The sequence below is a fragment of the Pseudomonas sp. R3-41 genome, from assembly GCF_054161485.1.
On the sequence record NZ_CP096421.1, the window covers coordinates 5,251,492 to 5,274,696 of the forward strand.

Here is a 23,205-nt window from a genome sequence, read left to right on the forward strand (position 1 = left end):
GCAGCCCCCAGCAGTATTCGGCACCGCGATGTGACGGACAGAACGCAGGGGCTTGCTGCGCAGTCCAGCGGGAGCAAGCTCCCTCGCCACAAAAGCCACACAAACCACAAACCACAGAACACAGAACACAGAACAAAGAACACAAACTACAAACTACAAACTACAAGCCACAAGCCACAGGGGCTTCGTTTGCTCGCCTGGCGTTATTCGCTGTCCAGGTCCTTACGCCGATACGGGAACACATCGATCACCTTCCCAGCCCGGATCGCGTCCTGCAGGCCTTTCCAGTAGTCAGCGTTGTACAGCTCACCGTGTAACTGGTCGAACAGCTTGCGTTGCCCGGCGTCGGCGAACAGGAACGGCGGGAACTCTTCGGGGAAGACGTCCAGCGGTCCGATGGAATACCAAGGCTCGGAAGCCATTTCGTCTTCCGGTGTACGGGGCTGGGGGATGTGGCGAAAGTTGGCTTCTGTAAGGAAGCAGATTTCATCGTAGTCGTAGAACACCACGCGGCCGTGGCGGGTCACGCCGAAGTTCTTGAGCAGCATGTCGCCGGGGAAGATATTGGCTGCCGCCAGTTGCTTGATCGCCAGGCCATAGTCTTCCAGCGCCTCGCGCACCTGGTCCGGGTTGGCGTTTTCCAGATAGAGGTTCAGCGGCGTCATCCGGCGTTCGGTCCAGCAGTGGCGAATCAGTACCGTTTCGCCTTCCACCGACACCGTGGACGGCGCCACTTCCAACAGTTCCTCCAGGCAGGCCGGCTCGAATTTGCTCAGGGGAAAGCGGAAATCGGCGAACTCCTGGGTATCGGCCATGCGCCCGACCCGGTCGACGCTTTTCACCAGTCGGTATTTCTCGATCACCGTGGCCCGGTCGACGTTTTTCGACGGCGAGAAGCGGTCCTTGATGATCTTGAACACGGTGTTGAAGCCCGGCAGGGTGAACACGCTCATGACCATGCCACGCACACCCGGGGCCATGATGAACTGGTCGTCGGTGTTCGCCAGGTGGTTGATCAAGGCCCGGTAGAACTCGGACTTGCCGTGCTTGTAGAAACCAATGGAGGTGTACAACTCGGCGATGTGCTTGCCCGGCAGGATGCGCTTGAGAAAGCCGATGAATTCCGCCGGCACCGGCACATCCACCATGAAGTACGAACGGGTGAACGAGAAGATGATCGACACCTGCGCCTCGTCGGTGATCAGCGCATCGATCTGGATACCCCGGCCCTCGCGGTGCAACAGCGGAATCACCAGCGGCCATTGGTCGTCGCGGGTGTAGATCCGGCCCACCAGGTAGGCGCCCTTGTTGCGATAGAGCACCGAGGAAAACAACTCCACCGTCAGTTCCGGGTCCTTGCAGACCCAGTCCGGCAGGTTCTCGCGCAACTGCGCTTCGAGGCGCTGCAGGTCCCCCGGCAAATCGGCGTAGTCCTCGCTGAAACGGTAATCGGCGAAGACGCTCTCCAGCATCCGGTCCAACTGCCCCTGGGGCTTGTAGGTGCGCGTCTGCGCGGCGCGGGCCCGACGCAGGCTGGGCCGGGTGGTGTGGATGAACATGGTGCCGTCGCTGATCAGGTCGTGGCTGAACAGCCCGCAGAAGATCGAGTTGTACCAGGTTTCCGACAGCTCATCGTCGAAGCGCAGGTCGATCAGGCTGATGTAGGCGCTCTTGACCAGCGGCCAGCAGCTCACGTCCATCAGGGTTTCATCATCGAAGGCCTTGTGCAGCTTGGCGACGGTTTCGAAGACTTTTTCTTCATACAAGTTGATGCGCGCCGCCGAAGCCGTTTGCGCCTCCAGCCACAGCGCCTGCTCGAACCGGGCGCAAGCGCCGTCGGTGATCTGCCGGAAATGCTCACGATAATCGTCGAAGCCGTCGAGGATCGAACGGGCGATTTCGATGGCGGGCCATGGCTGCGGCATAGGGTAAACCTCGGCGGGTCATGCTTGTTATTGGCGACTGAGCTTAGAGGCCAATCACGCGGCAACGCAACCATTGCCATCGGTATGCAAGGCGGCGACACTTGCCCCCCCATCAAGGAAGGAGTGGCTCGTGAACCTCGTCGATATCCTGCGTTTACTGTCATTGGCCGCCATCTGGGGCGCCAGTTTCCTGTTCATGCGCATTATCGCCCCCGTCATCGGCACGATTCCCACGGCCTTCTTTCGTGTGTCCATTGCCTTCGTCGGGCTGCTGGTGATCCTGGCCCTGATGCGCGTCGACTGGAATTTTCGTGGCAAGCTCAAAGTCGTGATGCTGCTGGGCCTGATCAACTCGGGCATTCCGGCCACGTTCTATTCGCTGGCGGCCCAGGTGCTGCCGGCCGGTTACTCGGCAATCTTCAATGCCACCACGCCGCTGATGGGGGTGTTGATCGGCGGTTTGTTCTTCAGCGAAAAACTCACTTTGGCCAAGGTCGGCGGGGTCTTCCTCGGGCTGCTCGGCGTGGGCATCCTGACCCGCGCTGGCCCGGTGGCCTTCGACCTGCAACTGTTGATGGGCGCCCTCGCCTGCCTGCTGGCCACCACCTGCTACGGCTTTGCCGGTTTCCTCACCCGGCGCTGGCTCGATCATCAAGGTGGCCTGGACAGCCGCCTTTCGGCCCTGGGCAGCATGTTCGGCGCCACGGTGTTCTTGCTGCCGCTGTTTGGCTACAGCGTCGTCAGCCAGCCGCCGGCCAGTTGGGGCGGCTGGAGTGTCTGGTTGTCACTGCTGGGCCTGGGCCTGGTGTGCACCGCGCTGGCGTACATCCTTTATTTCCGTCTGCTCAGTTCCATCGGCCCGGTCAAGTCCATGACCGTGACCTTCCTGATCCCGCCGTTCGGTGTGTTGTGGGGGGCGTTGTTGCTGGATGAGCCGTTGGGGATGGCGCACTTGTATGGCGGGGTGTTGATTGCGGCGGCGTTGTGGTTGGTGCTCAAGCCTTCAGTCGCGAAACCGGCTGAGGTGTCTGCCCGATAACCCATCGGTGCCGCTGAAAATGCTATCGCGAGCAGGCTCGCTCCCACAGGGAATTGCGCTAACCCTGTGGGAGCGAGCCTGCTCGCGATAGCGGTAGTTCAGTCAGCGAGTAGCCAAAGCTCAGCGGCGCTTACGAAACACAAACACCAACCCCACGATGATCAGCACCATCCCCAGCAAGCTCAACAACGCCAGGCGGTTGCCGAACACCAGGTAGTCCATGATCGCCGTCACCGCCGGCACCAGGTAGAACAGGCTGGTGACGTTCACCAGGTTGCCCCGGGCAATCAAACGGTACAGCAGCAGCGTCGCCAGCACCGACACCACCAGCCCCATCCACAGCACCGGCACGAAGAACCCCGTGCTGTATTCGAAGTGAAACGGCTGGAACGGCACGAACACCGCGCACAGCACCAGCCCGGCCAGGTACTGCACCGGTAGCGTGCCAAGTGGGTTGTCGGTGATGCGCTTCTGCATGATGGAGCCGGCCGTCATGCTAACCAGTGCCAGCAACCCGCACAGCATCCCTGCCAGGGACATACCGGCCAGGCCGATGCCTTGGTACACCACCATGACCAACCCGACCAAGCCCAACACTAGGCCGAACATCCGCGACCAGGAACGTTGTCGCTCCATGAGCACCACGGTCAGGATCGGTTGCACGCCCATCAAGGTCGCCATGACTCCAGGCGTGACACTCATTTGCAGCGCCAGCAGATAAAAAATCTGATAGGCGCCCAGCAGCACCAGCCCGGTGAGCACCGCGTACAGCATCGGCTTGCCGGTCTTGGGCAACTTCAACTTGAGCAACGGAATCAACAGCACCAGGGCGAACAGCGCGATGGCAAAACGGATCAGCAAAAAAGCGAAGGGTGAAGCGTGGGCCAGGCCCAGCTTGGAAAAGATCGCCCCGCTGCTCCACAGCAAAACGAACAGGCTCGTGGAAGCCGCCGCCAACAAGGCGTTTTTGGAAAGGGAAAACATGGATACCACCTGTAGTCAGGCAAAAAGCCAACTCAGCCGAAGCTGAAGTCCAGTAGTTTTTTCAGGCGGGCACAGGGGATGGCAACCGTTGCCGATCAGCCCTGAATGCCAACACCCGGCGGTGATACGACGACGTACACCGATGAGCTACGGACAGGTGGGGGGTATTGACCGATCTGCGCAGGCTGCTGGTTCCCACACGGCACGACGCCAGCGTTGAACGCTGGAACCACGACCGAGATGACAGGGGATGCAGGCATGAGCCGATCTCTTGGAGAGTGGGTTCGAAAACCCGAAGAGCGCTGACTATAACCAGCGCCCGATGGACTACGCAATGTTTTAAACGAACAACCAATAGCCAAGCGCCGTCAGCACCGCCACCGCCAATACCGGTCGCATCACCCGGTAGGCCTTGGGATGCTTGCGTTTGAACTGCTTGACCCGACCGCTGATGCCGTCGCTGAACGACTTGCTCCAGGCGTAGGCCTGATTGATGCCACCGACGTGTTCATCGTCCAGGTTCTGCGGCGCGGTGGCTCGGCCGAGGAACGCGCTGATGGTGCGGTTGAGGCGGGTCATCAGCCGACTTTTCAAGGGCCGCTCGACATCACAGAACAGGATCAGGCGGGTCTGCGGGGTTTCGTTCTTGACCCAGTGCACATAGGTTTCATCGAACATGACGTCTTCGCCGTCGCGCCAGGCATAGATCTGACCGTCGACGAAGATCCGGCAATCTTCGGAATTGGGGGTTGAGAGCCCCAGGTGATAACGCAACGAACCGGCGAAGGGGTCTCGATGAGGGTTCAGATGGCTACCACCGGGCAGCAAGGCAAACATCGCGCCGCGAACGCTGGGGATCCGACTGACCAGTTCAACCGTCCTCGGGCACAGCAACTCAGCCGACGGCAGCGGTTTGTCGTACCACTTGAGGTAGAAGCGCTTCCAACCCTTCTTGAAGAACGAACCGAAACCCGCATCGTTGTTCTTCTCGGCGGCTCGAATGTAGCCATCGTCGAACAAGTGCATGGCTTCGTCGCGGATGACTTGCCAGTTGTCCTTGAGCACATCCAGTTCGGGAAATTGGCTGCGATCCAGGTAAGGCCTCGAGGGCACGCCGGAGAACAGGTACATCAAGGCGTTATAGGGGGCGAACAGCGCCGAGTGGTTGACGAACTGACGCAACACCGGCAACCGCGCCTTACCACGCAAATGCACATAGAGCGTACTGCCCAGGAACAGCAGCAACACCGAGGCCTTGGCGACAAACGAAACGGTCATTTTTTTAAACTCCTTGTCCAAAAACAACTGACGCAACGCCTACTGCCCGACGTAGCCGGGGGCCATGTTAAATACCCATGGCCCGGGTAAAAACCGTCTGACGCAAGATTCTCTGTTGAGTGAAACGCAATAAACACTTTTAACAGACGTCACCTGAACGTTGGCTGACGCATCGAACAATCATCCAACCTACCTGAGATCGCGAGTGCTCTTGTGGCGAGGGAGCTTGCTCCCGCTGGCGTGCGGAGCGCGCCCCTGGGATTTGGCGACCCGGGTTGAATCCGGGGCGCCTGCTGCGCAGTCGAGCGGGAGCAAGCTCCCTCGCCACACAAGCAGTGCTCGCCACCCATCCTGCCTGCGGTTACTGCTGAATCTCCTGCTCGGTAAACAGATCACTGAACAACATGCTCGACAAATACCGCTCGCCCGAATCCGGCAGGATCACCACGATGGTCTTGCCCTGCATTTCCGGTTTTTCCGCCAGGCGCACGGCCACGGCCATTGCCGCGCCGCAGGAGATCCCGCAGAGGATGCCCTCCTCCTGCATCAAGCGCAGGGCCATGGCCTTGGACTCGTCGTCAGTGACGCGCTCGACCAGGTCGACGATGGACAGGTCGAGGTTCTTCGGCACGAACCCGGCGCCGATCCCCTGGATCTTGTGGGGGCTGGGCTTGATTTCATCCCCCGCCATCGCCTGGGTGATCACTGGCGACACTTCGGGCTCGACCGCCACCGACAGGATCGGCTTGCCACAGGTGTTCTTGATATACCGCGAAACCCCGGTAATGGTTCCGCCGGTGCCCACGCCCGCGACCAGCACGTCCACGGCGCCGTCGGTGTCGTTCCAGATTTCCGGGCCGGTGGTTTTTTCGTGGATCGCCGGGTTCGCCGGGTTATCGAACTGCTGCGGCATGAAATATTTGGACGGATCGCTGGCCATGATCTCGGCGGCTTTCTCGATGGCGCCCTTCATGCCCTTCGCCGGTTCGGTGAGCACCAACTCCGCGCCCAGGGCCTTGAGGACCTTGCGCCGCTCGATGCTCATGGAGGCCGGCATGGTCAGCATCAGCTTGTAGCCACGGGCGGCGGCGACGAACGCCAGGCCGATCCCGGTGTTGCCCGAGGTCGGTTCGACAATGGTCATGCCCGGCTTGAGCTTGCCCGAGCTTTCAGCGTCCCAGATCATGTTTGCGCCGATCCGGCACTTGACCGAATACCCTGGGTTACGCCCCTCGATCTTGGCCAGGATGGTCACGCCGCGCGGCGCAATGCGGTTGATCTGTACCAGTGGCGTATTGCCGATGGAATGGGCGTTGTCAGCGAATATGCGGCTCATGGCTGGGTCCTTGATGGGGCGAAATTGAAGCCTTTAAAGGTATGCCTGTTGCCCATGGGCGTCCAGTTGCACCGAACGTTCCCGTTGTTGCGACAGTCAATGGCATTAGGAGGCGCTCCCCCAACAAACGCTGGAGACTGACAGACATGAAGCGTCGATACCGCTGGCCACTGTGGGTTTTCGCCACCCTCGTCGCGGTGCTGGTGGCCCTGCATTTCGCCCTGCCTTACCTGGTACGCGACTACCTGAACGATAAACTGGCCGACATGGGCGATTATCGCGGCCAGATCGCCGACGTGGACTTGGCCCTGTGGCGCGGTGCCTACCGGATCAACGGCCTGGAAATCGTCAAGGTCGACGGCAAGGTCCCGGTGCCGTTCGTCAACGCGCCACTGGTGGACCTGTCGGTGAGCTGGCACTCGCTGTGGTACGACCATGCGGTGGTGTCCGAGGTGGAGTTCACCCGCCCCGAAGTGAACTTCGTCGACGGCGGGGCCAACCGGCAGAACTCCCAGACCGGCCAGGGCACCAACTGGCGCCAGCAACTGGAAAAACTGCTGCCCATCACCTTCAACGAAGTGCGCATCCGGGAGGGCAAGGTCACCTTTCGCAATTTCAATTCCAAGCCGCCGGTCAACCTGCGGGCCACCGACGTCAACGCCAGCTTCTATAACCTGACCAACGTGGTCGACACCGAAGGCAAGCGCGACGCCCGCTTCGAAGGCAAGGCCCTGGTGGCCGAGCATGCGCCCCTGGAAATGCAGGCTACCTTCGACCCCTTGAGCGACTTCGAGGATTTCGATTTCCGCCTGCGGGCCAGGAACATCGAACTCAAGCGCCTCAACGATTTTGCCGCCGCCTATGGCAAGTTCGATTTCAATGCCGGCCACGGCGACCTGGTGATCGAGGCTGAAGCCGATAACGCCAAGCTCAGCGGCTATATCAAGCCATTGCTGCGGGATGTCGACGTATTCGACTGGCAGCAGGACGTGGAAAACCAGAACAAGAACATCTTCCGCTCGGTCTGGGAAGCGCTGGTCGGCACCGGCGAAACGGCCCTCAAGAACCAGCGCAAGAACCAGTTTGCCACCCGGGTGGAACTCAGCGGCAATGTTCACCAGCAGGACATCAGCGCCTTCGAAGCCTTCCTGCAGATCCTGCGCAACGGTTTCGTCCAGGCCTTCAATGCCCGTTATGAACAGCCACCGCCTTCGAAGGATTGAGATTTGCGGCTTTTAGTGGCGAGGGAGCTTGCTCCCGCTGGGCCGCGAAGCGGCCCTAAAAAGCCTGCGAGCGCTGCGCACTCGAGCGGGAGCAAGCTCCCTCGCCACAAGACTGAGTCAACATGTGACGCCCCATTCAGAGACTGAATACAGCGTCTGCGTTCACAGTCGGCGCGGCCTCGCGTTATAGTCGGGCACGATATTTATTTCGCGCGCCCCGCCTCGCCGGGCCGGCGACACGTTCGAGGAAATTGCAGATGAAGTTCGAAGGCACCAGCGCCTACGTGGCCACCGATGACCTGAAACTGGCCGTGAACGCCGCCATCACCTTGGAGCGGCCGTTGCTGGTCAAGGGCGAACCAGGCACCGGCAAAACCATGCTGGCCGAGCAATTGGCCGAGTCCTTCGGCGCGCGCCTGATCACCTGGCACATCAAGTCCACCACCAAGGCCCACCAGGGCTTGTACGAGTACGACGCGGTCAGCCGCCTGCGGGACTCACAGTTGGGCGTGGACAAAGTCCACGACGTGCGCAACTACCTGAAGAAGGGCAAGCTCTGGGAAGCGTTCGAGTCCGAGGAGCGGGTGATCCTGCTGATCGACGAAATCGACAAGGCCGACATCGAGTTCCCCAACGACCTGCTACAAGAGCTCGACAAGATGGAGTTCTACGTCTACGAGACCGACGAAACCATCAAGGCCAAGCAGCGCCCGATCATCATCATTACCTCCAACAACGAAAAGGAACTGCCGGACGCCTTCCTGCGCCGCTGCTTCTTCCACTACATCGCGTTCCCCGACCGCGTCACCCTGCAGAAAATCGTCGATGTGCATTACCCAAACATCAAGAAGGACCTGGTCAGCGAAGCGCTGGACGTGTTCTTCGACGTGCGCAAGGTGCCGGGCCTGAAGAAAAAACCTTCCACCTCCGAACTGGTGGACTGGCTCAAGCTGCTGATGGCCGACAACATCGGCGAAGCGGTGCTGCGCGAGCGTGATCCGACCAAGGCCATTCCGCCGCTGGCCGGCGCCCTGGTGAAAAACGAACAAGACGTGCAACTGCTCGAGCGCCTGGCGTTCATGAGCCGTCGCGGCACCCGCTGATCCTCTTCGTTTAACAAGAGCGAGGGCGATTGCCATGCTGCTTAACCTGTTCAATGAGATGCGCGCCGCCAAGGTGCCCGTGTCGGTGCGTGAACTGCTGGACCTGATCAACGCGCTGAAACAGCGGGTGATCTTCGCCGACATGGACGAGTTCTATTACCTGTCCCGGGCGATCCTGGTGAAGGACGAACGGCATTTCGACAAGTTCGACCGGGCCTTCGCCGCCTACTTCAACGGTTTGGAGAAGCTCGACGATCACCTCCAGGCGCTGATTCCCGAAGACTGGTTGCGCAAGGAATTCGAGCGTTCGCTGACCGACGAGGAACGGGCGCAGATCCAGTCCCTCGGTGGCCTGGACAAGCTGATCGAAGAATTCAAGAAACGCCTGGAAGAACAGAAGGAACGCCATGCCGGCGGCAACAAGTGGATCGGCACCGGCGGCACTAGCCCGTTCGGCTCCGGCGGTTTCAACCCCGAGGGCATCCGGGTCGGCGACGCCGGCAAGCGCCAGGGCAAAGCCGTAAAGGTCTGGGACCAGCGCGAATACAAGAACCTCGATGACCAGGTGGAATTGGGCACCCGCAACATCAAGATCGCCCTGCGCCGCCTGCGCAAGTTCGCCCGCCAGGGCGCGGCCGAAGAGCTGGACATCGACGGCACCATCGATCACACCGCCCGGGACGCCGGCCTCTTGAACATCCAGATGCGCCCGGAGCGACGCAACACCGTCAAGCTGTTGCTGCTGTTCGACATCGGTGGCTCGATGGATGCCCACGTGAAGATCTGTGAAGAACTGTTCTCGGCCTGCAAGACCGAGTTCAAGCACTTGGAGTATTTCTACTTCCACAACTTCGTCTACGAATCGGTGTGGAAGAACAACCTGCGCCGCACCTCGGAGCGCACCTCGACCCAGGATTTGCTGCACAAGTACGGTGCCGACTACAAAGTGATCTTCATCGGCGACGCCGCCATGGCGCCTTATGAAATCACCCAGGCCGGCGGCAGCGTCGAGCACTGGAACGAAGAAGCCGGTTATGTGTGGATGCAGCGCTTCATGGAGAAGTACAAGAAACTCATCTGGATCAACCCGTACCCCAAGGACACCTGGGGCTACACCGCCTCGACCAACATCGTGCGCGAGTTGGTGGAGGACCGGATGTATCCGCTGACGTTGCGGGGGTTGGAGGAAGGGATGCGGTTTCTTTCCAAGTAAAGTCTTCCGGTGCCTGTAAGGGCCTCTTCGCGAGCAAGCCCGCTCCCACAAGGGATCTCCTGTGCGACACAGATCCAGTGTGGGAGCGGGCTTGCTCGCGAAGCTTTTAGCGGTTTGACAGCCCCCGCAGGCACTCAACCTGCTGCCCATGCGCAACCTCCTGCACCACCGGCCGCAACCGCACCTGCGCCCCCGGCAGGCATTGCGCCAGCCGGGCCAGGGACAGCGGCGTCAACGCCCCCAGGCGTGGATAACCACCGATGGTTTGTCGGTCGTTGAGCAACACGATCGGCTGGCCGTCCGGTGGCACCTGCACGGCACCGAGGGGAATGCCCTCGGAAATCATCGCCGGCCCCTGATATTCCAACGCCGTGCCCAGCAAGCGCATGCCCATGCGGTCGGCGCGACTGTCCAGCGTCCACGCAGTGTTGAATGCATCGAACAGGCTGCGCCCACTGAACGCGCCATTCTGCGCACCGAGGATCAGGTCCAGCGGCTGCGCTTGCTGGAAATCCGGAATCCGCGTGTGGGGCATGGGCCGCGGCGTCGGCGTGCCTGAATAGCTCAAGTGTTCACCGCGACTCAGCGCCCGCCCCCGCCCATCCAGGCCACCGAGTTCCTCACGGACCACCGTCGCCCGGCTGCCCAGCACCGTAGGCGCATTGAACCCACCTGGGGCCGCCAAGTAGGCCCGGGCACCGAGCACGGGCTGGGTGAGCGCCAGGACCTGGCCTTTGCGCAAGCTGAAGAAACGCCACGATGCCACGCCCTGGCCGTCTATCCGCGCGCCCAGGTCAGCCCCGGCCAGCGCCAGCACGCAATCCTCGTCGGCCACCACGGTAAAGCCGCCGAGGGTAATCTCCACCACCGCCGCGTCCAGGTCATTGCCCAGCATCCAATTGGCCCAGGCCATCGACAACCAATCCGCCGCGCCGCCCTGGGTCACGCCCAGGTGTCTCACGCCGAAACGGCCGGCGTCCTGTAACAGGCACAGCGGGGTGCTGGCCTCGATCAACAACCGGCTCATGCCTGGGCCTCCAACGGTGTGTCGTCGCCACCCAGGGCGATGAATTCGGCGTGGTCCACGGCGGCAAAACGTACCGTGTCCCCCGGCTGCATCAGGCTGTAGCCGTCACGCTCACGATCGAACAGTTTGGCCGGGGTGCGCCCGATCAGGTTCCAACCGCCGGGCGAAACCACTGGATACGCCGCGGTCTGACGCTCGGCAATACCGACGCTGCCCGCTGCCACGCGCTTGCGTGGCGTGTCGAGGCGCGGGGCGGCCAGTTCTTCGTCCACCAGCCCCATGAAGGCGAAACCGGGGGCGAAGCCCAGGGCAAACACCTGGTACTCCCGTTCGCTGTGGCGGCGGATCACCTGGGCGACCGTCAAGCCGCTGCGACTCGCCAACAGCTCAAGCTCCGGCCCGACGCTTACGTCGTACCACACCGGCAGCACATGGCATTGGCCGGTCGAGCGGGCATCCGGTGAAAGGTTATGCAGCGCCTCGTCGATCAAATCGCGGGCCTGGACCGGGTTCAGGGCGAGCAAATCGTAGTGCACCATCAAGGTGGTGTAGGACGGCACCAGATCGATCAAACGCTCGGCAAACACCGCTCGCAGGCGCTCGCTGGCGGCGAGCATCCAGGGCATGTTGGCCTCGGTGATCTCATCGAACAGGCGCACCATCAGGCAGTCCACCGCCACCACTTCCACGCGTGGTTTCATGGCGCACTCTGCCCGTCCAGGGCTTCGCGGATGCGCTGCACGGCCGCCACGGAGCTGGCGTTGTCGCCGTGCACGCACAAGGTATTGGCCATGAGGTGCAAGGCACTGCCGTCGCTGGCGGTCAACGCATCGCCACGGGCAATGGTCAGGGCCTGCCCGATGATGACCTCGGGATCGTGATGCACCGCCCCTGGTGCCTGTCGCGAAACCAGGCGACCGGCACTGTCATAGGCCCTATCGGCAAAGGCCTCGAACCACAGGGTCAGGCCGTACTCGTCGCCCAGGGCCTGGGCGGCGCTGTTGTCCCGGGTCGCCATGAGCATCAGCGGCAGTTGCCGGTCATAGGCCGCGACGGCCTGGATCACGGCGCGCAATTGCGCCGGGTTGGCCATCATGTCGTTGTACATCGCCCCGTGGGGCTTGACGTAGCTGACTCGCCCGCCCTGGGCCCGGCAGATGCCGTCGAGGGCGCCGATCTGGTAGTGCAGCAAGTCCTGCAGCTCCTGGGCGCCATAGGCCATGGAACGCCGGCCGAAGCCCGCCAGGTCTTGATAGGCCGGGTGCGCGCCGATCCGCACGCCGTGGCTCAGGGCCAGGCTGACGGTCTTGCGCATGATGCTCGGGTCGCCGGCATGGAAGCCGCAAGCAATGTTGGCGCAATCGATGAAGGGCATCACCTCGGCGTCCAGACCCATGGTCCAGCTGCCGAAGCTTTCGCCGATATCGCAATTCAGTAGCAGGCGGTTCACGGTGAACGCTCCTGTAGGTTTTTTCTTCTTTGACTGTGGGGCCAAGCCATGGAGCCCAAGCCCCCACAGGGTATCAGTTACTCGGCTTCCAACTGCTTGCCTTGGGTTTCCGGCAGGCTCAGGGCCGCGAGGATCACCACGCCGTAGGACACCGCCGCGAACGCGCCGATACCTACGCTCAGCGGCACCTTCTGGCTCAAGATACCGATCAACAGCGGGAACAATGCCGCCACCGCCCGGCCAATGTTGTAGCAAAAGCCCTGGCCCGAACCGCGGATGCGCGTAGGAAACAGCTCGGTGAGGAACGAGCCCATGCCGCTGAACATCCCGGAAGCGAAAAAGCCCAGGGGAAAGCCCAACCACAGCATCACGTTATTGCTCACCGGCACCTGGGTGTACAGCAGGACGATGGTGAACGAGCCGACAGCGTACAGAACGAAGTTCTTCTTTCGTCCCAGGATGTCCGACAGGTACGCGCTGATGACATAGCCCACGTAGGAACCGACGATCACCATCGCCAGGTAGCCACCGGTGCTCAATACACTCAAGCCCCGTTCATTCTTGAGAAACGTCGGCAGCCAGGACGTGATGGCGTAGTAGCCGCCCAGGGCACCGGTGGTCAGCAGCGAGGCACGCAGGGTGGTGAAGAGGATGCCAGGGGCAAAAATCTCGTAGAACTTCGCGGGATTTTCCGGCGTCAACCGGGCCTTGGTCTGGTTATAGACTTCCGGGTCCTTGACCAGCCGGCGGACGAAAATCACGAACACCGCCGGCACGATGCCGAGGATGAACAGTGCGCGCCAGGCATCTTCCGGCGGCAACACCGAGAACAGTAGCGCATACAGAATCGCCGTCATGCCCCAGCCCAGCGCCCAACCCGATTGCACCATGCCCACCGCCTTGCCACGGTCCTTGGCACGGATCACCTCGCCCATCAACACCGCACCGGCGGTCCACTCGCCGCCAAAGCCGAAGCCCATCAAGGTGCGGGCGATCAACAGCTGCTCGTAGTTCTGGGCAAAGCCGCACAGGAAGGTGAAGAACGCGAACCACAGCACCGTCAGTTGCAAGGTGCGCACCCGACCGATCCGGTCCGAGAGAATACCCGCCACCCAGCCGCCAATGGCCGACGCGATCAAGGTGCTGGTGTGGATCAGGCCTGCCTGGCCGGTGGTGATGCCCCACATCGCGATCAGGGTCGGCACCACGAAACTGAGCATCTGGGTGTCCATGCCGTCCAGGGCGTAACCGATCTTGCAGCTCCAGAAGGTGCGACGTTCCTGCTGGTTGATGTTGCGATACCAATCGAACGGGCCAGAACGGGCCTGGGGTTGGGGGACGCCGAGCGTGTCGGGTGCACTCATGGTGGTTCTCCACGGTTTTATTGTTGTGAGTCTCGACGACGCTGACGTGGAGACCGTTGCCCCGATTCTTGAGCGCGCGGCCGATCCCGTCCAACGAATAAAACCTTGGCTGGGTCATAAGAAAAATTTGATTGGGCAGCACATCACCCGCAAAGGCAGACCGCTTTTGTGGCGAGGGAGCTTGCTCCCGCTCGAGTGCGTAGCGCTCGCAAAATCTTGGGGCCGCTCCGCAGCCCAGCGGGAGCAAGCTCCCTCGCCACAGGAAGCTCACTGAACCATCGAGTCAGAGCCCGCGCAGGTCACGCTCTTCGATCGGCCGGCCCTGGCGCAGGCGCTTGCCGCCCAGCACCACCCAGTCGATCAGGCGGAACAGGCATTCCAGGCCGAACGACAGCAACATCGCGCCGCTGATGCCCCAGATCATCGCTTCGGGGGTCAGCAGGATCTGGTAGCTGTAGCCGTTCCAGGTTTCCTTGCGGATGTCCGGATCGGCGGCCAGCGCCACTTGCAGCAGGCGGATGTACCACGGGCCTTGCATCGCCTGGAATTGCTTGTCCAAGGCCTGCTGGCGCACGAGCAAGGTGTTCAGGCTGTCGGCATCGCTGCGAAAGATCGGGTCTTCGCTGGCGCGGTAATGGGCCACCAGCGCCTGCATGTCACCCTTGAAAAATTGGTTGGCGGTGCCCTGGAAACCTTGCAGGCCGGTCTGCGCCTCGATCAGGTGAGCCTCGACCCGCTTGGCGTAATCATTGATGAACCCTGGCACCTGGACCCCAACCAACAGGCCCACCGCGAACAACACCAGCCGTAGATAACTGAGCAACATAGCGTGACGTCCTTATTCGGTCCGGCCCTGGCTGACGCATTCGCCGCGTCGCCAAAGGCTCCATTGGCCCGGTTCGTAGCGGGTCCAGGTTTCGTTTTCGGTCAAGGGTTCGGTGGCGATCACCGTGACCACGTCGTTGGGTGTGGTTTCCGCCTGGAAATCGACAATCACGTCCACATCCTTGAGCCGCGCCGGGCCGAACGGCGCGCGACGGGTGATCTGGGCCAGTTTGGTCGAGCAATAACAGAACAGCCAGTCGCCATCGCTGAGCAGGCAATTGAACACGCCTTTGCTGCGGTATTCGGTGCAGGCCTCGATCAACGACGGCAGCAACTGTTCCACGTCCACCGGTTCGGGGAAGGCCTGGCGCACGCGGTTGAGCAGATCGCAGAAAGCCGCTTCGCTGTCGGTGTCGCCCACCGGGCGGTAGAAGCTTGCGCCCGGCTGGAAATCGGCGAGCTGGCCGTTGTGGGCGAAACACCAGTTGCGGCCCCACAACTCACGCACGAACGGATGGGTGTTGGACAGGCAGACCTTGCCGACGTTGGCCTGGCGAATGTGCCCGATCACCACTTCGCTCTTGATTGGATAACGCTGCACCAGGTTCGCCACCTCCGATTCGCTGCTGGCGGCCGGGTCCTGGAACAGGCGCAGGCCACGGCCCTCATAGAAGGCGATGCCCCAGCCGTCCCGGTGCGGCCCGGTCTTGCCGCCGCGCTGCATCAGCCCGGTGAAGCTGAACACGATGTCGGTCGGCACATTGGCACTCATGCCCAGTAACTCACACATGCTCGAACTCTCGCTTCAAGGGGCAGGCCTGCTTACAGGCGCGGTTCGATACGCGAACGCTGGGGGTTGCTCGGCACGGGCGGGCGACCGTAACGGTCATCCCCGGCCACACCGAACGGTGGCTCGTCCTCCGGCTCATCGGCCGCGGCGGCGGCTTTGGCGGCGGCAGCCCGTTCCTTGCGCGCGTTGGCGGCCCGCTCGATGGGGAAGCGGATCAGCACGATCACCAGGTAGAGGCCGAAGGCGATCATGCCGTACATGAGCAGGTCGGACGCCGCCCGCCAGGCGTTGTTGCCGACCTTGAACAAGATGTCCAGGGCGACAATGGCCAGGGCCGGGGCAACCTTGTCCTTCACCGGATCGACGACGGTGGGGCTGAACAGCAACACCGCCATCAGCAAGCGCAGCGGTTCACGCAACCAGCGCCACATCCAGCGCGTCATGCGCATCCACACCAGCAGGCAGCCCAGGGCGGCGAAGGCGTAGAGGCCCCAGGCGATCAGATAGTCATTCTCGGTCATGGTGTCCATGGCAAGGCAGGCAAAGAGGCGCTTATAGTAACGGCTTTTCGCGCGTCAGGCTGCCCCGGCGTCTGGCGAATGGCCTGGGCGGTGGGTTCTGTCCAGACCGCGTGTCCCTTTTCGTACAACGTTCGAGAGCCTTTCATGTCCCTATCTGCCCACGTTTCCAACGCCCCGATCGCCCGCAGGGACGCCGGTGTTGACCCGTACGCCTGGCTGCAGGAACGCGACACCGACGCCGTGCTCGACTACCTCAAGGCGGAAAACAGCTACCAGGAGGCGCAACTCGCCGATCAGGCCGAACTGCGCGAAACCCTGTTCCAGGAAATCAAGGGCCGGATCCTCGAGACCGACCTGTCGCTGCCCTCGCCCTGGGGCCCGTACCTGTATTACACCCGCACCACCGCCGGTGACGAATACCCACGCCATTACCGTTGCCCGCGCCCGGCTGACGACAGCCTGACCGTGGACGAAAGCCACGAACAACTGCTGCTGGACCCGAACGCGTTGGCCGGCGGCGGTTTCTTTGCCCTGGGCGCCTTCAGCATCAGCCCCGACCACCAGCGCCTGGCCTACAGCCTGGACACCACGGGCGACGAGATCTACACCCTGTTCGTGAAGGAATTGTCCAACGACAAGGTCAGTGAACTGTCCTTCGACAATTGCGACGGCAGCATGACCTGGGCCAACGACAGCCTGACGCTGTTTTTTGGCGAACTGGACGACACCCACCGCCCCCACAAGCTCTGGCGCTATCGCCTGGACGGCACGGCCGCCGAGGAAGTGTTCCATGAGCCGGACGGACGTTTCTTCCTGCATTGCTATCGTTCGAGTTCGGAAAAGCAGTTGATCCTGTCCCTCGGGAGCAAGACCACCAGCGAAGTCTGGGTATTGGACGCCGCGCAACCGCAACAGCCCTTCACCTGCCTGGCACCACGGGTGGAAAACCACGAATACGACGTCGACCACGGCCTCCTCGATGGTCAATGGACCTGGTTGATCCGCAGTAACCGCGACGGGATCAACTTCGCCCTGTATCAGGCCGCCGACACCGGCGTGGCACCAACCGAGGCCGACTGGCAGAACCTGATCCCCCACAGCGACACGGTGATGATCGACGGCCTGAGCCTGAACGCCGGGGCCATGACCCTGAGCCTGCGCGAAGGCGGCCTGCCGATCATCGAGGTGCATCCCCAGGGTTTGCCGGCGTATCGGGTGCAACTGCCGGACGCGGCCTACAGCCTGCATGTGCAGAACAGCCTGGAATTCATCAGCGATCGCATTCGCCTGCGTTACGAGGCCTTGAACCGTCCGGCGCAGATCCGTCAGTTGGACCTGGCCAGCGGCGCCCAGGTGGTGCTCAAGCAAACCCCTGTGCTGGGGCCGTTCGATGCCGACGCCTATGTCAGCCAGCGGCTCTGGGCCACGGCGCCGGACGGCACCCAGGTGCCCATCAGCCTGGTGGTCAGGCGCGAAGACCTCGGCCGGCCGGTGCCGCTGTACCTGTACGGCTACGGTGCCTATGGCGAAAGCCTCGACCCGTGGTTTTCCCATTCGCGGCTGAGCCTGCTCGACCGCGGCGTGGCGTTTGCCATCGCCCACGTACGGGGCGGCGGCGAGCTGGGGGAAGCCTGGTATCGCGCCGGCAAGCAGGAACATAAGCACAACACGTTCGGCGACTTCATCGCCTGCGCCGAACATTTGATCGCCAACGGTTTCACCACCGCCGGGCAACTGGCGATCAGCGGCGGCAGTGCCGGTGGCCTGCTGATCGGCGCGGTGCTCAACCAACGCCCGGAGCTGTTCAAGGTGGCGATTGCCGAAGTGCCGTTCGTCGATGTGCTCAACACCATGCTCGACCCGGACTTGCCGCTGACGGTCACCGAATACGACGAATGGGGCAATCCAGAGGAGCCGGACGTTTATGATCGGATCCGGGCCTACGCCCCGTACGAAAACGTCAGCGCCCAGGCGTACCCGGCGCTGCTGGTGATCGCTGGCTACAACGACAGCCGCGTGCAGTACTGGGAAGCGGCCAAGTGGGTGGCGAAATTGCGCGCCACCAAGACCGACAACAACCCCCTGCTGCTCAAGACCGAGCTGGGCGCCGGCCACGGCGGAATGAGCGGGCGCTACCAGGGATTACGTGACGTAGCGCTCGAATATGCATTTGTCTTGAAGGTTTTGGGGCGGGTCTGAGGAACTCTGTGGGATGGCCGGGTCTTAGCTGCATGCGCAAGGCTCAGACATGACGCTGCCCCATTGTGGGAGCGGGCTTGCTCGCGAAAGCGGACTGACATTCAACTTGGATGTCGAATGACCGACCGTCTTCGCGAGCAAGCCCGCTCCCACAAGAGATCGCCTTGCACTCAAGACAATCCAAAGAACCGCAGAAAACGACAAGAAAAAGACCGTGCCGACATGTCAGAACCGACCTTACTGAACAAAGAAATCCGCGACTGGCTGATGGACTGCGGCCTGTTCGACCAGTTGCTACCGGTAGACTTCGCCGCGGCGTCGGGCTACTTCAGCATCAGCGCCATCACCGAGGGCGAAGCGATTTTCCGCGAAGGCGATGCCGGCAGCTTCATGTGCATCATCCACACCGGCCAGGTGGCCGTGCAGAAAACCGGCCCCGACGGCCAACCCGTGACCATCGCCACGCTGCGCAGCGGCCGGGCCTTCGGCGAAATGGCCGTGCTCGACGGTGAACGGCGCTCAGCCAGTTGCATCGCCGCCAGTGATTGCCAGTTGCTGAACCTGGGCAAGGACTCCCTGGAAAAAATGCTCAACGACGCCCCCAAGATCGCCGCCAAGATCATCCGCGCCCTCGCCGTCTCCCTGTCCAAGCGCCTGCGCATGGCCGATGGGCAGCTGTTGTCGCAGCAGGTCTGACAGCCGCCATAATCCTCTGTGGCAACCATACCCCCTGTGGGAGCGGGCTTGCTCGCGAAAGCGGTGTGCCAGTCAACATCAATGCTGACTGATCCGCCGCCTTCGCGAGCAAGCCCGCTCCCACAGGGTTTCATTGTCCAAAGGATCTCAGTCCTACCCCCCCGGCGACTTGGCCTTCACCGGCTTCGGCTCCATGCCCGGTATCGGCTGGTCCTTGGGCGGCTTGGGCATTTCGATCGGCGGCAGCAAGGGCGGCCCACCATTTCCCGGGCCGGCCTTGGGCACGCCGTTAGGCGTGACCGGCGGATAGGGCATGGGCGTGGCAGTGCCCGGCGATCCGGGGATGCTCGGCGGGTTGACCGGAATCGTCGGTTGTTGAGCCTGGGCGCAACTTATTGAGAGCGCCGCCAGGGCAATGGCCGTTAGAATGATGCACTTCATCAATGGCTCCGTGGCTATTGTCTGCTTTAAGGCTAGTCGTTACCGCGCCGGTCTGCCCTCCTACGAGATCTCCATGAAACGTTTCGTTCTGCTCGACACCACGCCCATTCCTGACAACGGCGGTGCCCTGTGCCTGTTCGAGTACGGCGAAGACTTCGTCATCAAGATCCAGGGCGGCGATGGCGGGCAGTTGATGAACACCCGCATGCACGGTTCCGAAGACGCCCTGGCCGAGATTCCTTGCCGCAAGGTCGCCGGCCGTCCTGGCTCGCGCGTGCTGATCGGCGGCCTCGGCATGGGCTTCACCCTTGCCTCGGCCCTCAAGCACCTGGGCAAGACCGCCGAAGTGGTGGTGGCCGAGCTGGTGCCCGGCGTGGTCGAGTGGAACCGTGGCCCCCTGGGTGAAAAGGCCGGGCGGCCGCTGGCGGACCCGCGCACGGTGATCCGCATGGAAGACGTGGCCAAGGTGCTGCAAGCCGAACCCCAGGGGTTCGACGCGATCATGCTCGATGTCGATAACGGCCCGGAAGGCCTGACCCAGAAAGCCAACAGTTGGCTGTATTCGGCCGGTGGCCTGGCCGCTTGCGCCAAGGCCCTGCGGCCCAAGGGCGTGCTGGCGGTATGGTCGGCCAGCGCTGACCGGCAGTTTTCCGACAAGCTGAAGAAGGCCGGTTTCAAGGCCGAAGAGGTGCAAGTGTTCGCCCATGGCAACAAAGGCACTCGCCACACCATCTGGATTGCCGAGAAGCTCAAGGGCTGAGCTAAACTCTGTCCAACCGTCATCAGTCTTTTCTACGAAGGTGAACCCATGAGTTCGTCAACGCCACCGTCCAACACCGCCAAGCTGGACCGCATCCTCGCCGATGCCCAGCGCGACCGGGAGATGGGCTACCGCGACAAAGCCCTGAAAATGTACCCCCATGTCTGTGGCCGCTGCGCCCGTGAGTTTTCCGGCAAGCGCCTGAGCGAACTGACCGTTCACCACCGCGACCACAACCATGACAACAATCCGCAGGACGGTTCCAACTGGGAACTGCTGTGCCTGTACTGCCACGACAACGAACACTCGCGCTACACCGACCAGCAATATTTCGGCGACGGCTCCCTGAGCACCCCGAAGATTGCCAAGGCGACCCACAACCCGTTCGCCGCGTTGGCTGGGTTGATGAAGAAAGACGAGTAATCAGCCAAGTGACGAGCCCTGCTTTTGTGGGAGCAAGGCTTGCCCGCGATGAAGCCGATGCGGTCTTTCAGAAACCGAGGCGCCTATTTCGCGAGCAAGCTTTGCTCCCACAGGTTTTTGTGAACGCCGAAACTCACTGTGGGAGCGAGCCTGCTCGCGAAGGCGGCCGACCATGCACCACACATCTCGAACCTGACCACCCTTCCCCATTCCCCGTATAATCGCGCCTTTTCCCCAAAGGCACCCCGCCCGTGGCCAACAAACGCTATAGCTGCATCGGTCTGTTCAACCCCAAGTCCCCGGAAAACGTCGGTTCGGTCATGCGTGCCGCCGGTTGCTACGGCGTGGCGTCGGTGTTCTACACCGGCAAGCGCTATGAGCGCGCCGCCGACTTCGTCACCGACACCAAGAAAGTCCACTACGACATCCCGCTGATCGGTATCGATGACCTGAAGAAAATCCTGCCCCTGGGCTGTGTGCCAGTTGCCGTCGAGCTGGTGGAAGGCGCTCGCCCACTGCCCGAATACACCCACCCGGACCGGGCGCTGTACATCTTCGGCCCGGAAGACGGCTCGCTGGACAAGGACATCCGTGATTGGTGCGAAGACGTGATCTATATCCCCACCAACGGCTGCATGAACCTGGCCGCCACCGTCAACGTCGTGTTGTACGACCGCATGGCCAAGGGCAACAACACCCGTTCGGGGCCGCAATTCCGCTGATCGGTGCGATATTCGATTGAACAAGGCAATCGCTCAGGCAGTCAGCTTTATACCAATCCCCACACTGGAGACAGATCATGAGCGATAACAATCCGTTCGAGCCGATTGAGCGCACCCCTTTCCAATCCCATCCGCCGCAAAACGTGCACGGCTGGGAGCGCATTGGCTCGTTGGCCGGCGGTGTGCTGATGATGGGCAAGGGCATACGCCGTGGCGGGGTGATCGGGCTGGCTCAACTGGCGATCGGCGGCATGGCGTTGGCGCGGGGCATCACCGGGCATTGCTCGGCCAAGAGCCTGCTGGAAAAGAATCGCCAGAACCTGGACAACGCCCGTGCCCGCATCGAGCAGGCCGGTGAAGAGCTGAGTCGCCTGAAGGCCAACGCCGAGGCGGCGACTGGCACGGCTACGGTGACGGGGAATGATTCGTTGAATTCGCCGAAGGTTGGGCTCTGAATTGCCCCGGAGCAAGCTCCCTTTCACAGAGGTTTAAAAATCGCACAGTCTCGTGGCGAGGGAGCTTGCTCCCGCTTGAGTGCGAAGCGCTCACCGCTTTTTTGGGGCCGCTGCGCGCCCCAGCGGGAGCAAGCTCCCTCGCCACACAAGCCTCCAGGCCATTGCGCAAAACTGTGGGGCTTGCTCGCGAAGACGGTATCACTGAAGTAACTGGGTATCCAGCACAGTGGAAGCCCCACCCAAAACACTTTCACTGAGCTGTACAAACGCCTCGGTGTCGACGGTTTCCAGGCGCATCGCCCCCTGCAACACATCATCCAGCGAACGCTTGTTACGGGTCTTCAGGCGAATCTCGCGGTCCAGTTCCTGCAACAGCAATACCGCCTTGGCCACGGCCGCCGGGCTGATCTGCTCGCCGCGCAAAGTGGTGACGCCCTTGCTGTCGTGGGCGAGTCGGTCGTTCAGGGTCTGGTAGCGCTCATCGCTCAAGCCGCCGGCGCGGCGCAGCAGTTCGACCGCGTAATATTCGGTCAGCCCCTCGCTGATCCAATCGCTACGGTCCTGATCATTGACCCGGGCCAGTGCCTGCACCAACTCCCGCAACAACGGGCTGCTGCCCCGTTCGCTGACCAGCGGCGGGCGGCTGTGCAGGTAAATCGAGTCATGGCCGGCCTGGGCGCCACGCCACAACGGATCGCCAGCGCCGACAATCAGCAACTTGGCCGGATGGCGCGGCACCAGCGCTTGCACCTGCGGCCAGACGAACGTCAGCAGCGTCAGCACGTCCATCCGGCGCATGCCCTGGCCCCGGGGCGAGGCCACGGTCACTTCGGTTTCACCCAGGCGGGTACGGCGGCTTCCCAGTTTGCCGGCGAGCATCCAGCCCGTGGGACGGTCGAACAGGCGCGAGGGGTTGTCGATGCGGAAGCGCTGCTTGCCGATGCGCGGCCAAGGGGTCTCGATGCTTTTCCAGCCGTCAGGCAATTCAACCTCAAGACGTGCCACCAGTTCGATGCCGTCCTGCTGATCGAGCTTGGCCGACGGCACCAGATCATCGCCGCGCAGCAACGCCCAGGTCGGGGTCATGCGGGTTTCGAAGGTGGCGTTCTTGCGGGCATGGCTGATGCGCACGCGGTAGCTCAGGCTCGCCTTGTCCGCGGCCGGACGCCAGACACCACGGGCTTCTTTGCCAGGGGTGAGCTGCCATTGGCCGTCGGCCTTGAAATCGCTGTAGCGACTGCCGTCGCCGAGGTCGAAATCCAGGCTGCGCACCGCCGAGCCCCGGGCCAGGGTCAGGCGCACTTCGGCCTGGTCGCTCTGGGGCAACAGGTGCACGTGATAATCCAGGTCGACTTTCTGCGCCGCCCACAGCGGCCCGCACACTGCCAGCAACCCGGCCGCCAGTATCCGTTTCAATCCTGCAGCCATGGG

At 62.2% G+C, this 23,205-nt stretch carries 23 protein-coding genes; 10 read left to right on the forward strand and 13 right to left on the reverse strand.

Features of this window, described 5'->3' with window-relative positions:
* Positions 1–203 precede the first annotated feature (203 nt).
* Positions 204–1,925 (reverse strand): bifunctional isocitrate dehydrogenase kinase/phosphatase, encoded by a 1,722-nt coding sequence (gene aceK / locus M1D99_RS22485; protein WP_458130800.1) that lies wholly within the window; start codon positions 1,923–1,925, stop codon positions 204–206.
* Between the two features lie 130 nt (positions 1,926–2,055).
* Here aceK and M1D99_RS22490 point away from each other — a divergent pair, with 130 nt between their 5' ends.
* Positions 2,056–2,964, forward strand: a complete 909-nt coding sequence (locus M1D99_RS22490) for a DMT family transporter (RefSeq protein ID WP_458130801.1) — start codon at positions 2,056–2,058, stop codon at positions 2,962–2,964.
* Between the two features lie 120 nt (positions 2,965–3,084).
* Here the strand turns inward: M1D99_RS22490 and M1D99_RS22495 are convergent, their stop codons facing one another.
* From M1D99_RS22495 to cysK, 3 genes are all read right to left on the reverse strand, one after another.
* Positions 3,085–3,948: a DMT family transporter gene (locus tag M1D99_RS22495; protein ID WP_458130802.1), complete on the reverse strand. Its 864-nt coding sequence runs from the start codon at positions 3,946–3,948 to the stop codon at positions 3,085–3,087.
* A 339-nt stretch (positions 3,949–4,287) separates the two neighbouring features.
* Positions 4,288–5,226: an aspartyl/asparaginyl beta-hydroxylase domain-containing protein gene (locus tag M1D99_RS22500; protein ID WP_458130803.1), complete on the reverse strand. Its 939-nt coding sequence runs from the start codon at positions 5,224–5,226 to the stop codon at positions 4,288–4,290.
* Between the two features lie 361 nt (positions 5,227–5,587).
* Positions 5,588–6,562, reverse strand: a complete 975-nt coding sequence (gene cysK, locus M1D99_RS22505; RefSeq protein WP_458130804.1) for a cysteine synthase A — start codon at positions 6,560–6,562, stop codon at positions 5,588–5,590.
* 146 nt (positions 6,563–6,708) lie between these two features.
* Between cysK and M1D99_RS22510 the strand changes: the two genes are divergently transcribed.
* From M1D99_RS22510 to M1D99_RS22520, 3 genes are all read left to right on the forward strand, one after another.
* Positions 6,709–7,785: a DUF748 domain-containing protein gene (locus M1D99_RS22510; RefSeq protein ID WP_434571786.1), complete on the forward strand. Its 1,077-nt coding sequence runs from the start codon at positions 6,709–6,711 to the stop codon at positions 7,783–7,785.
* A gap of 257 nt (positions 7,786–8,042) precedes the next feature.
* Positions 8,043–8,888: an AAA family ATPase gene (locus tag M1D99_RS22515; RefSeq protein WP_186704583.1), complete on the forward strand. Its 846-nt coding sequence runs from the start codon at positions 8,043–8,045 to the stop codon at positions 8,886–8,888.
* A gap of 34 nt (positions 8,889–8,922) precedes the next feature.
* Positions 8,923–10,101 (forward strand): vWA domain-containing protein, encoded by a 1,179-nt coding sequence (locus tag M1D99_RS22520; protein ID WP_003198888.1) that lies wholly within the window; start codon positions 8,923–8,925, stop codon positions 10,099–10,101.
* A gap of 106 nt (positions 10,102–10,207) precedes the next feature.
* On the opposite strand, the gene M1D99_RS22525 is transcribed toward M1D99_RS22520, so the two are convergent.
* The 7 genes from M1D99_RS22525 to M1D99_RS22555 all read right to left on the reverse strand — a co-directional run bounded on the left by M1D99_RS22525 (position 10,208) and on the right by M1D99_RS22555 (position 16,087).
* Positions 10,208–11,128 (reverse strand): 5-oxoprolinase subunit C family protein, encoded by a 921-nt coding sequence (locus tag M1D99_RS22525; protein WP_434571788.1) that lies wholly within the window; start codon positions 11,126–11,128, stop codon positions 10,208–10,210.
* Positions 11,125–11,829, reverse strand: coding sequence for a 5-oxoprolinase subunit PxpB (pxpB, locus tag M1D99_RS22530; RefSeq protein ID WP_434571790.1), 705 nt, complete (start codon positions 11,827–11,829; stop codon positions 11,125–11,127). Before pxpB ends, M1D99_RS22525 begins: the two co-directional genes overlap by 4 nt.
* Entirely contained in the window at positions 11,826–12,578 is a 753-nt protein-coding gene (locus M1D99_RS22535; RefSeq protein WP_434571792.1) for a 5-oxoprolinase subunit PxpA, read from the reverse strand. The genes pxpB and M1D99_RS22535 overlap by 4 nt, the downstream gene beginning before the upstream one ends.
* 77 nt (positions 12,579–12,655) lie before the next feature.
* Positions 12,656–13,942: an MFS transporter gene (locus tag M1D99_RS22540; protein ID WP_060738732.1), complete on the reverse strand. Its 1,287-nt coding sequence runs from the start codon at positions 13,940–13,942 to the stop codon at positions 12,656–12,658.
* A 283-nt stretch (positions 13,943–14,225) separates the two neighbouring features.
* Positions 14,226–14,768: a DUF2937 family protein gene (locus M1D99_RS22545; RefSeq protein ID WP_039593345.1), complete on the reverse strand. Its 543-nt coding sequence runs from the start codon at positions 14,766–14,768 to the stop codon at positions 14,226–14,228.
* A 12-nt stretch (positions 14,769–14,780) separates the two neighbouring features.
* Complete coding sequence (locus M1D99_RS22550; protein WP_186704579.1) at positions 14,781–15,557, reverse strand: class II glutamine amidotransferase; 777 nt, start codon at positions 15,555–15,557, stop codon at positions 14,781–14,783.
* A 32-nt stretch (positions 15,558–15,589) separates the two neighbouring features.
* Positions 15,590–16,087, reverse strand: a complete 498-nt coding sequence (locus tag M1D99_RS22555) for an MFS transporter (protein ID WP_250962775.1) — start codon at positions 16,085–16,087, stop codon at positions 15,590–15,592.
* 135 nt (positions 16,088–16,222) lie between these two features.
* On the opposite strand from M1D99_RS22555, the gene M1D99_RS22560 reads away from it, so the two are divergent.
* Positions 16,223–18,277 carry a S9 family peptidase gene (locus M1D99_RS22560; protein ID WP_434571797.1) on the forward strand — a complete coding sequence of 685 codons (2,055 nt, stop codon included), beginning with the start codon at positions 16,223–16,225 and terminating at the stop codon, positions 18,275–18,277.
* Between the two features lie 222 nt (positions 18,278–18,499).
* The gene (locus M1D99_RS22565) at positions 18,500–18,973 is read left to right on the forward strand and encodes a cyclic nucleotide-binding domain-containing protein (protein ID WP_458130805.1); all 474 of its coding nucleotides are present in this window, start codon (positions 18,500–18,502) and stop codon (positions 18,971–18,973) included.
* Positions 18,974–19,126: 153 nt separating this feature from the next.
* Here the strand turns inward: M1D99_RS22565 and M1D99_RS22570 are convergent, their stop codons facing one another.
* Positions 19,127–19,414, reverse strand: a complete 288-nt coding sequence (locus M1D99_RS22570) for a hypothetical protein (protein WP_207965389.1) — start codon at positions 19,412–19,414, stop codon at positions 19,127–19,129.
* A 73-nt stretch (positions 19,415–19,487) separates the two neighbouring features.
* Here M1D99_RS22570 and M1D99_RS22575 point away from each other — a divergent pair, with 73 nt between their 5' ends.
* From M1D99_RS22575 to M1D99_RS22590, 4 genes are all read left to right on the forward strand, one after another.
* Positions 19,488–20,174 (forward strand): spermidine synthase, encoded by a 687-nt coding sequence (locus M1D99_RS22575; protein WP_018607541.1) that lies wholly within the window; start codon positions 19,488–19,490, stop codon positions 20,172–20,174.
* Positions 20,175–20,222: 48 nt separating this feature from the next.
* Positions 20,223–20,597, forward strand: coding sequence for a YajD family HNH nuclease (locus M1D99_RS22580; protein ID WP_003184246.1), 375 nt, complete (start codon positions 20,223–20,225; stop codon positions 20,595–20,597).
* A 251-nt stretch (positions 20,598–20,848) separates the two neighbouring features.
* The gene (locus M1D99_RS22585; RefSeq protein WP_030141187.1) at positions 20,849–21,319 is read left to right on the forward strand and encodes an RNA methyltransferase; all 471 of its coding nucleotides are present in this window, start codon (positions 20,849–20,851) and stop codon (positions 21,317–21,319) included.
* 77 nt (positions 21,320–21,396) lie between these two features.
* Positions 21,397–21,774, forward strand: coding sequence for a YgaP family membrane protein (locus M1D99_RS22590; protein WP_434571800.1), 378 nt, complete (start codon positions 21,397–21,399; stop codon positions 21,772–21,774).
* 198 nt (positions 21,775–21,972) lie between these two features.
* Here the strand turns inward: M1D99_RS22590 and M1D99_RS22595 are convergent, their stop codons facing one another.
* Positions 21,973–23,202: a hypothetical protein gene (locus M1D99_RS22595; protein ID WP_458130806.1), complete on the reverse strand. Its 1,230-nt coding sequence runs from the start codon at positions 23,200–23,202 to the stop codon at positions 21,973–21,975.
* Positions 23,203–23,205: the final 3 nt, after the last annotated feature.

Coding starts and splice junctions, on each gene's coding strand:
- M1D99_RS22570 (WP_207965389.1), bottom strand. CDS start 19,414: ATGAAGTGCATCATTCTAACGGCCATTGCCCTGGCGGCGCTCTCAATA.
- M1D99_RS22565 (WP_458130805.1), top strand. CDS start 18,500: ATGTCAGAACCGACCTTACTGAACAAAGAAATCCGCGACTGGCTGATG.
- M1D99_RS22550 (WP_186704579.1), bottom strand. CDS start 15,557: ATGTGTGAGTTACTGGGCATGAGTGCCAATGTGCCGACCGACATCGTG.
- pxpB (WP_434571790.1), bottom strand. CDS start 11,829: ATGAAACCACGCGTGGAAGTGGTGGCGGTGGACTGCCTGATGGTGCGC.
- M1D99_RS22590 (WP_434571800.1), top strand. CDS start 21,397: ATGAGCGATAACAATCCGTTCGAGCCGATTGAGCGCACCCCTTTCCAA.
- M1D99_RS22515 (WP_186704583.1), top strand. CDS start 8,043: ATGAAGTTCGAAGGCACCAGCGCCTACGTGGCCACCGATGACCTGAAA.
- M1D99_RS22560 (WP_434571797.1), top strand. CDS start 16,223: ATGTCCCTATCTGCCCACGTTTCCAACGCCCCGATCGCCCGCAGGGAC.
- M1D99_RS22545 (WP_039593345.1), bottom strand. CDS start 14,768: ATGTTGCTCAGTTATCTACGGCTGGTGTTGTTCGCGGTGGGCCTGTTG.
- M1D99_RS22555 (WP_250962775.1), bottom strand. CDS start 16,087: ATGGACACCATGACCGAGAATGACTATCTGATCGCCTGGGGCCTCTAC.
- M1D99_RS22540 (WP_060738732.1), bottom strand. CDS start 13,942: ATGAGTGCACCCGACACGCTCGGCGTCCCCCAACCCCAGGCCCGTTCT.
- M1D99_RS22500 (WP_458130803.1), bottom strand. CDS start 5,226: ATGACCGTTTCGTTTGTCGCCAAGGCCTCGGTGTTGCTGCTGTTCCTG.
- cysK (WP_458130804.1), bottom strand. CDS start 6,562: ATGAGCCGCATATTCGCTGACAACGCCCATTCCATCGGCAATACGCCA.
- M1D99_RS22520 (WP_003198888.1), top strand. CDS start 8,923: ATGCTGCTTAACCTGTTCAATGAGATGCGCGCCGCCAAGGTGCCCGTG.
- M1D99_RS22495 (WP_458130802.1), bottom strand. CDS start 3,948: ATGTTTTCCCTTTCCAAAAACGCCTTGTTGGCGGCGGCTTCCACGAGC.
- M1D99_RS22595 (WP_458130806.1), bottom strand. CDS start 23,202: ATGGCTGCAGGATTGAAACGGATACTGGCGGCCGGGTTGCTGGCAGTG.
- aceK (WP_458130800.1), bottom strand. CDS start 1,925: ATGCCGCAGCCATGGCCCGCCATCGAAATCGCCCGTTCGATCCTCGAC.
- M1D99_RS22510 (WP_434571786.1), top strand. CDS start 6,709: ATGAAGCGTCGATACCGCTGGCCACTGTGGGTTTTCGCCACCCTCGTC.
- M1D99_RS22580 (WP_003184246.1), top strand. CDS start 20,223: ATGAGTTCGTCAACGCCACCGTCCAACACCGCCAAGCTGGACCGCATC.
- M1D99_RS22525 (WP_434571788.1), bottom strand. CDS start 11,128: ATGAGCCGGTTGTTGATCGAGGCCAGCACCCCGCTGTGCCTGTTACAG.
- M1D99_RS22575 (WP_018607541.1), top strand. CDS start 19,488: ATGAAACGTTTCGTTCTGCTCGACACCACGCCCATTCCTGACAACGGC.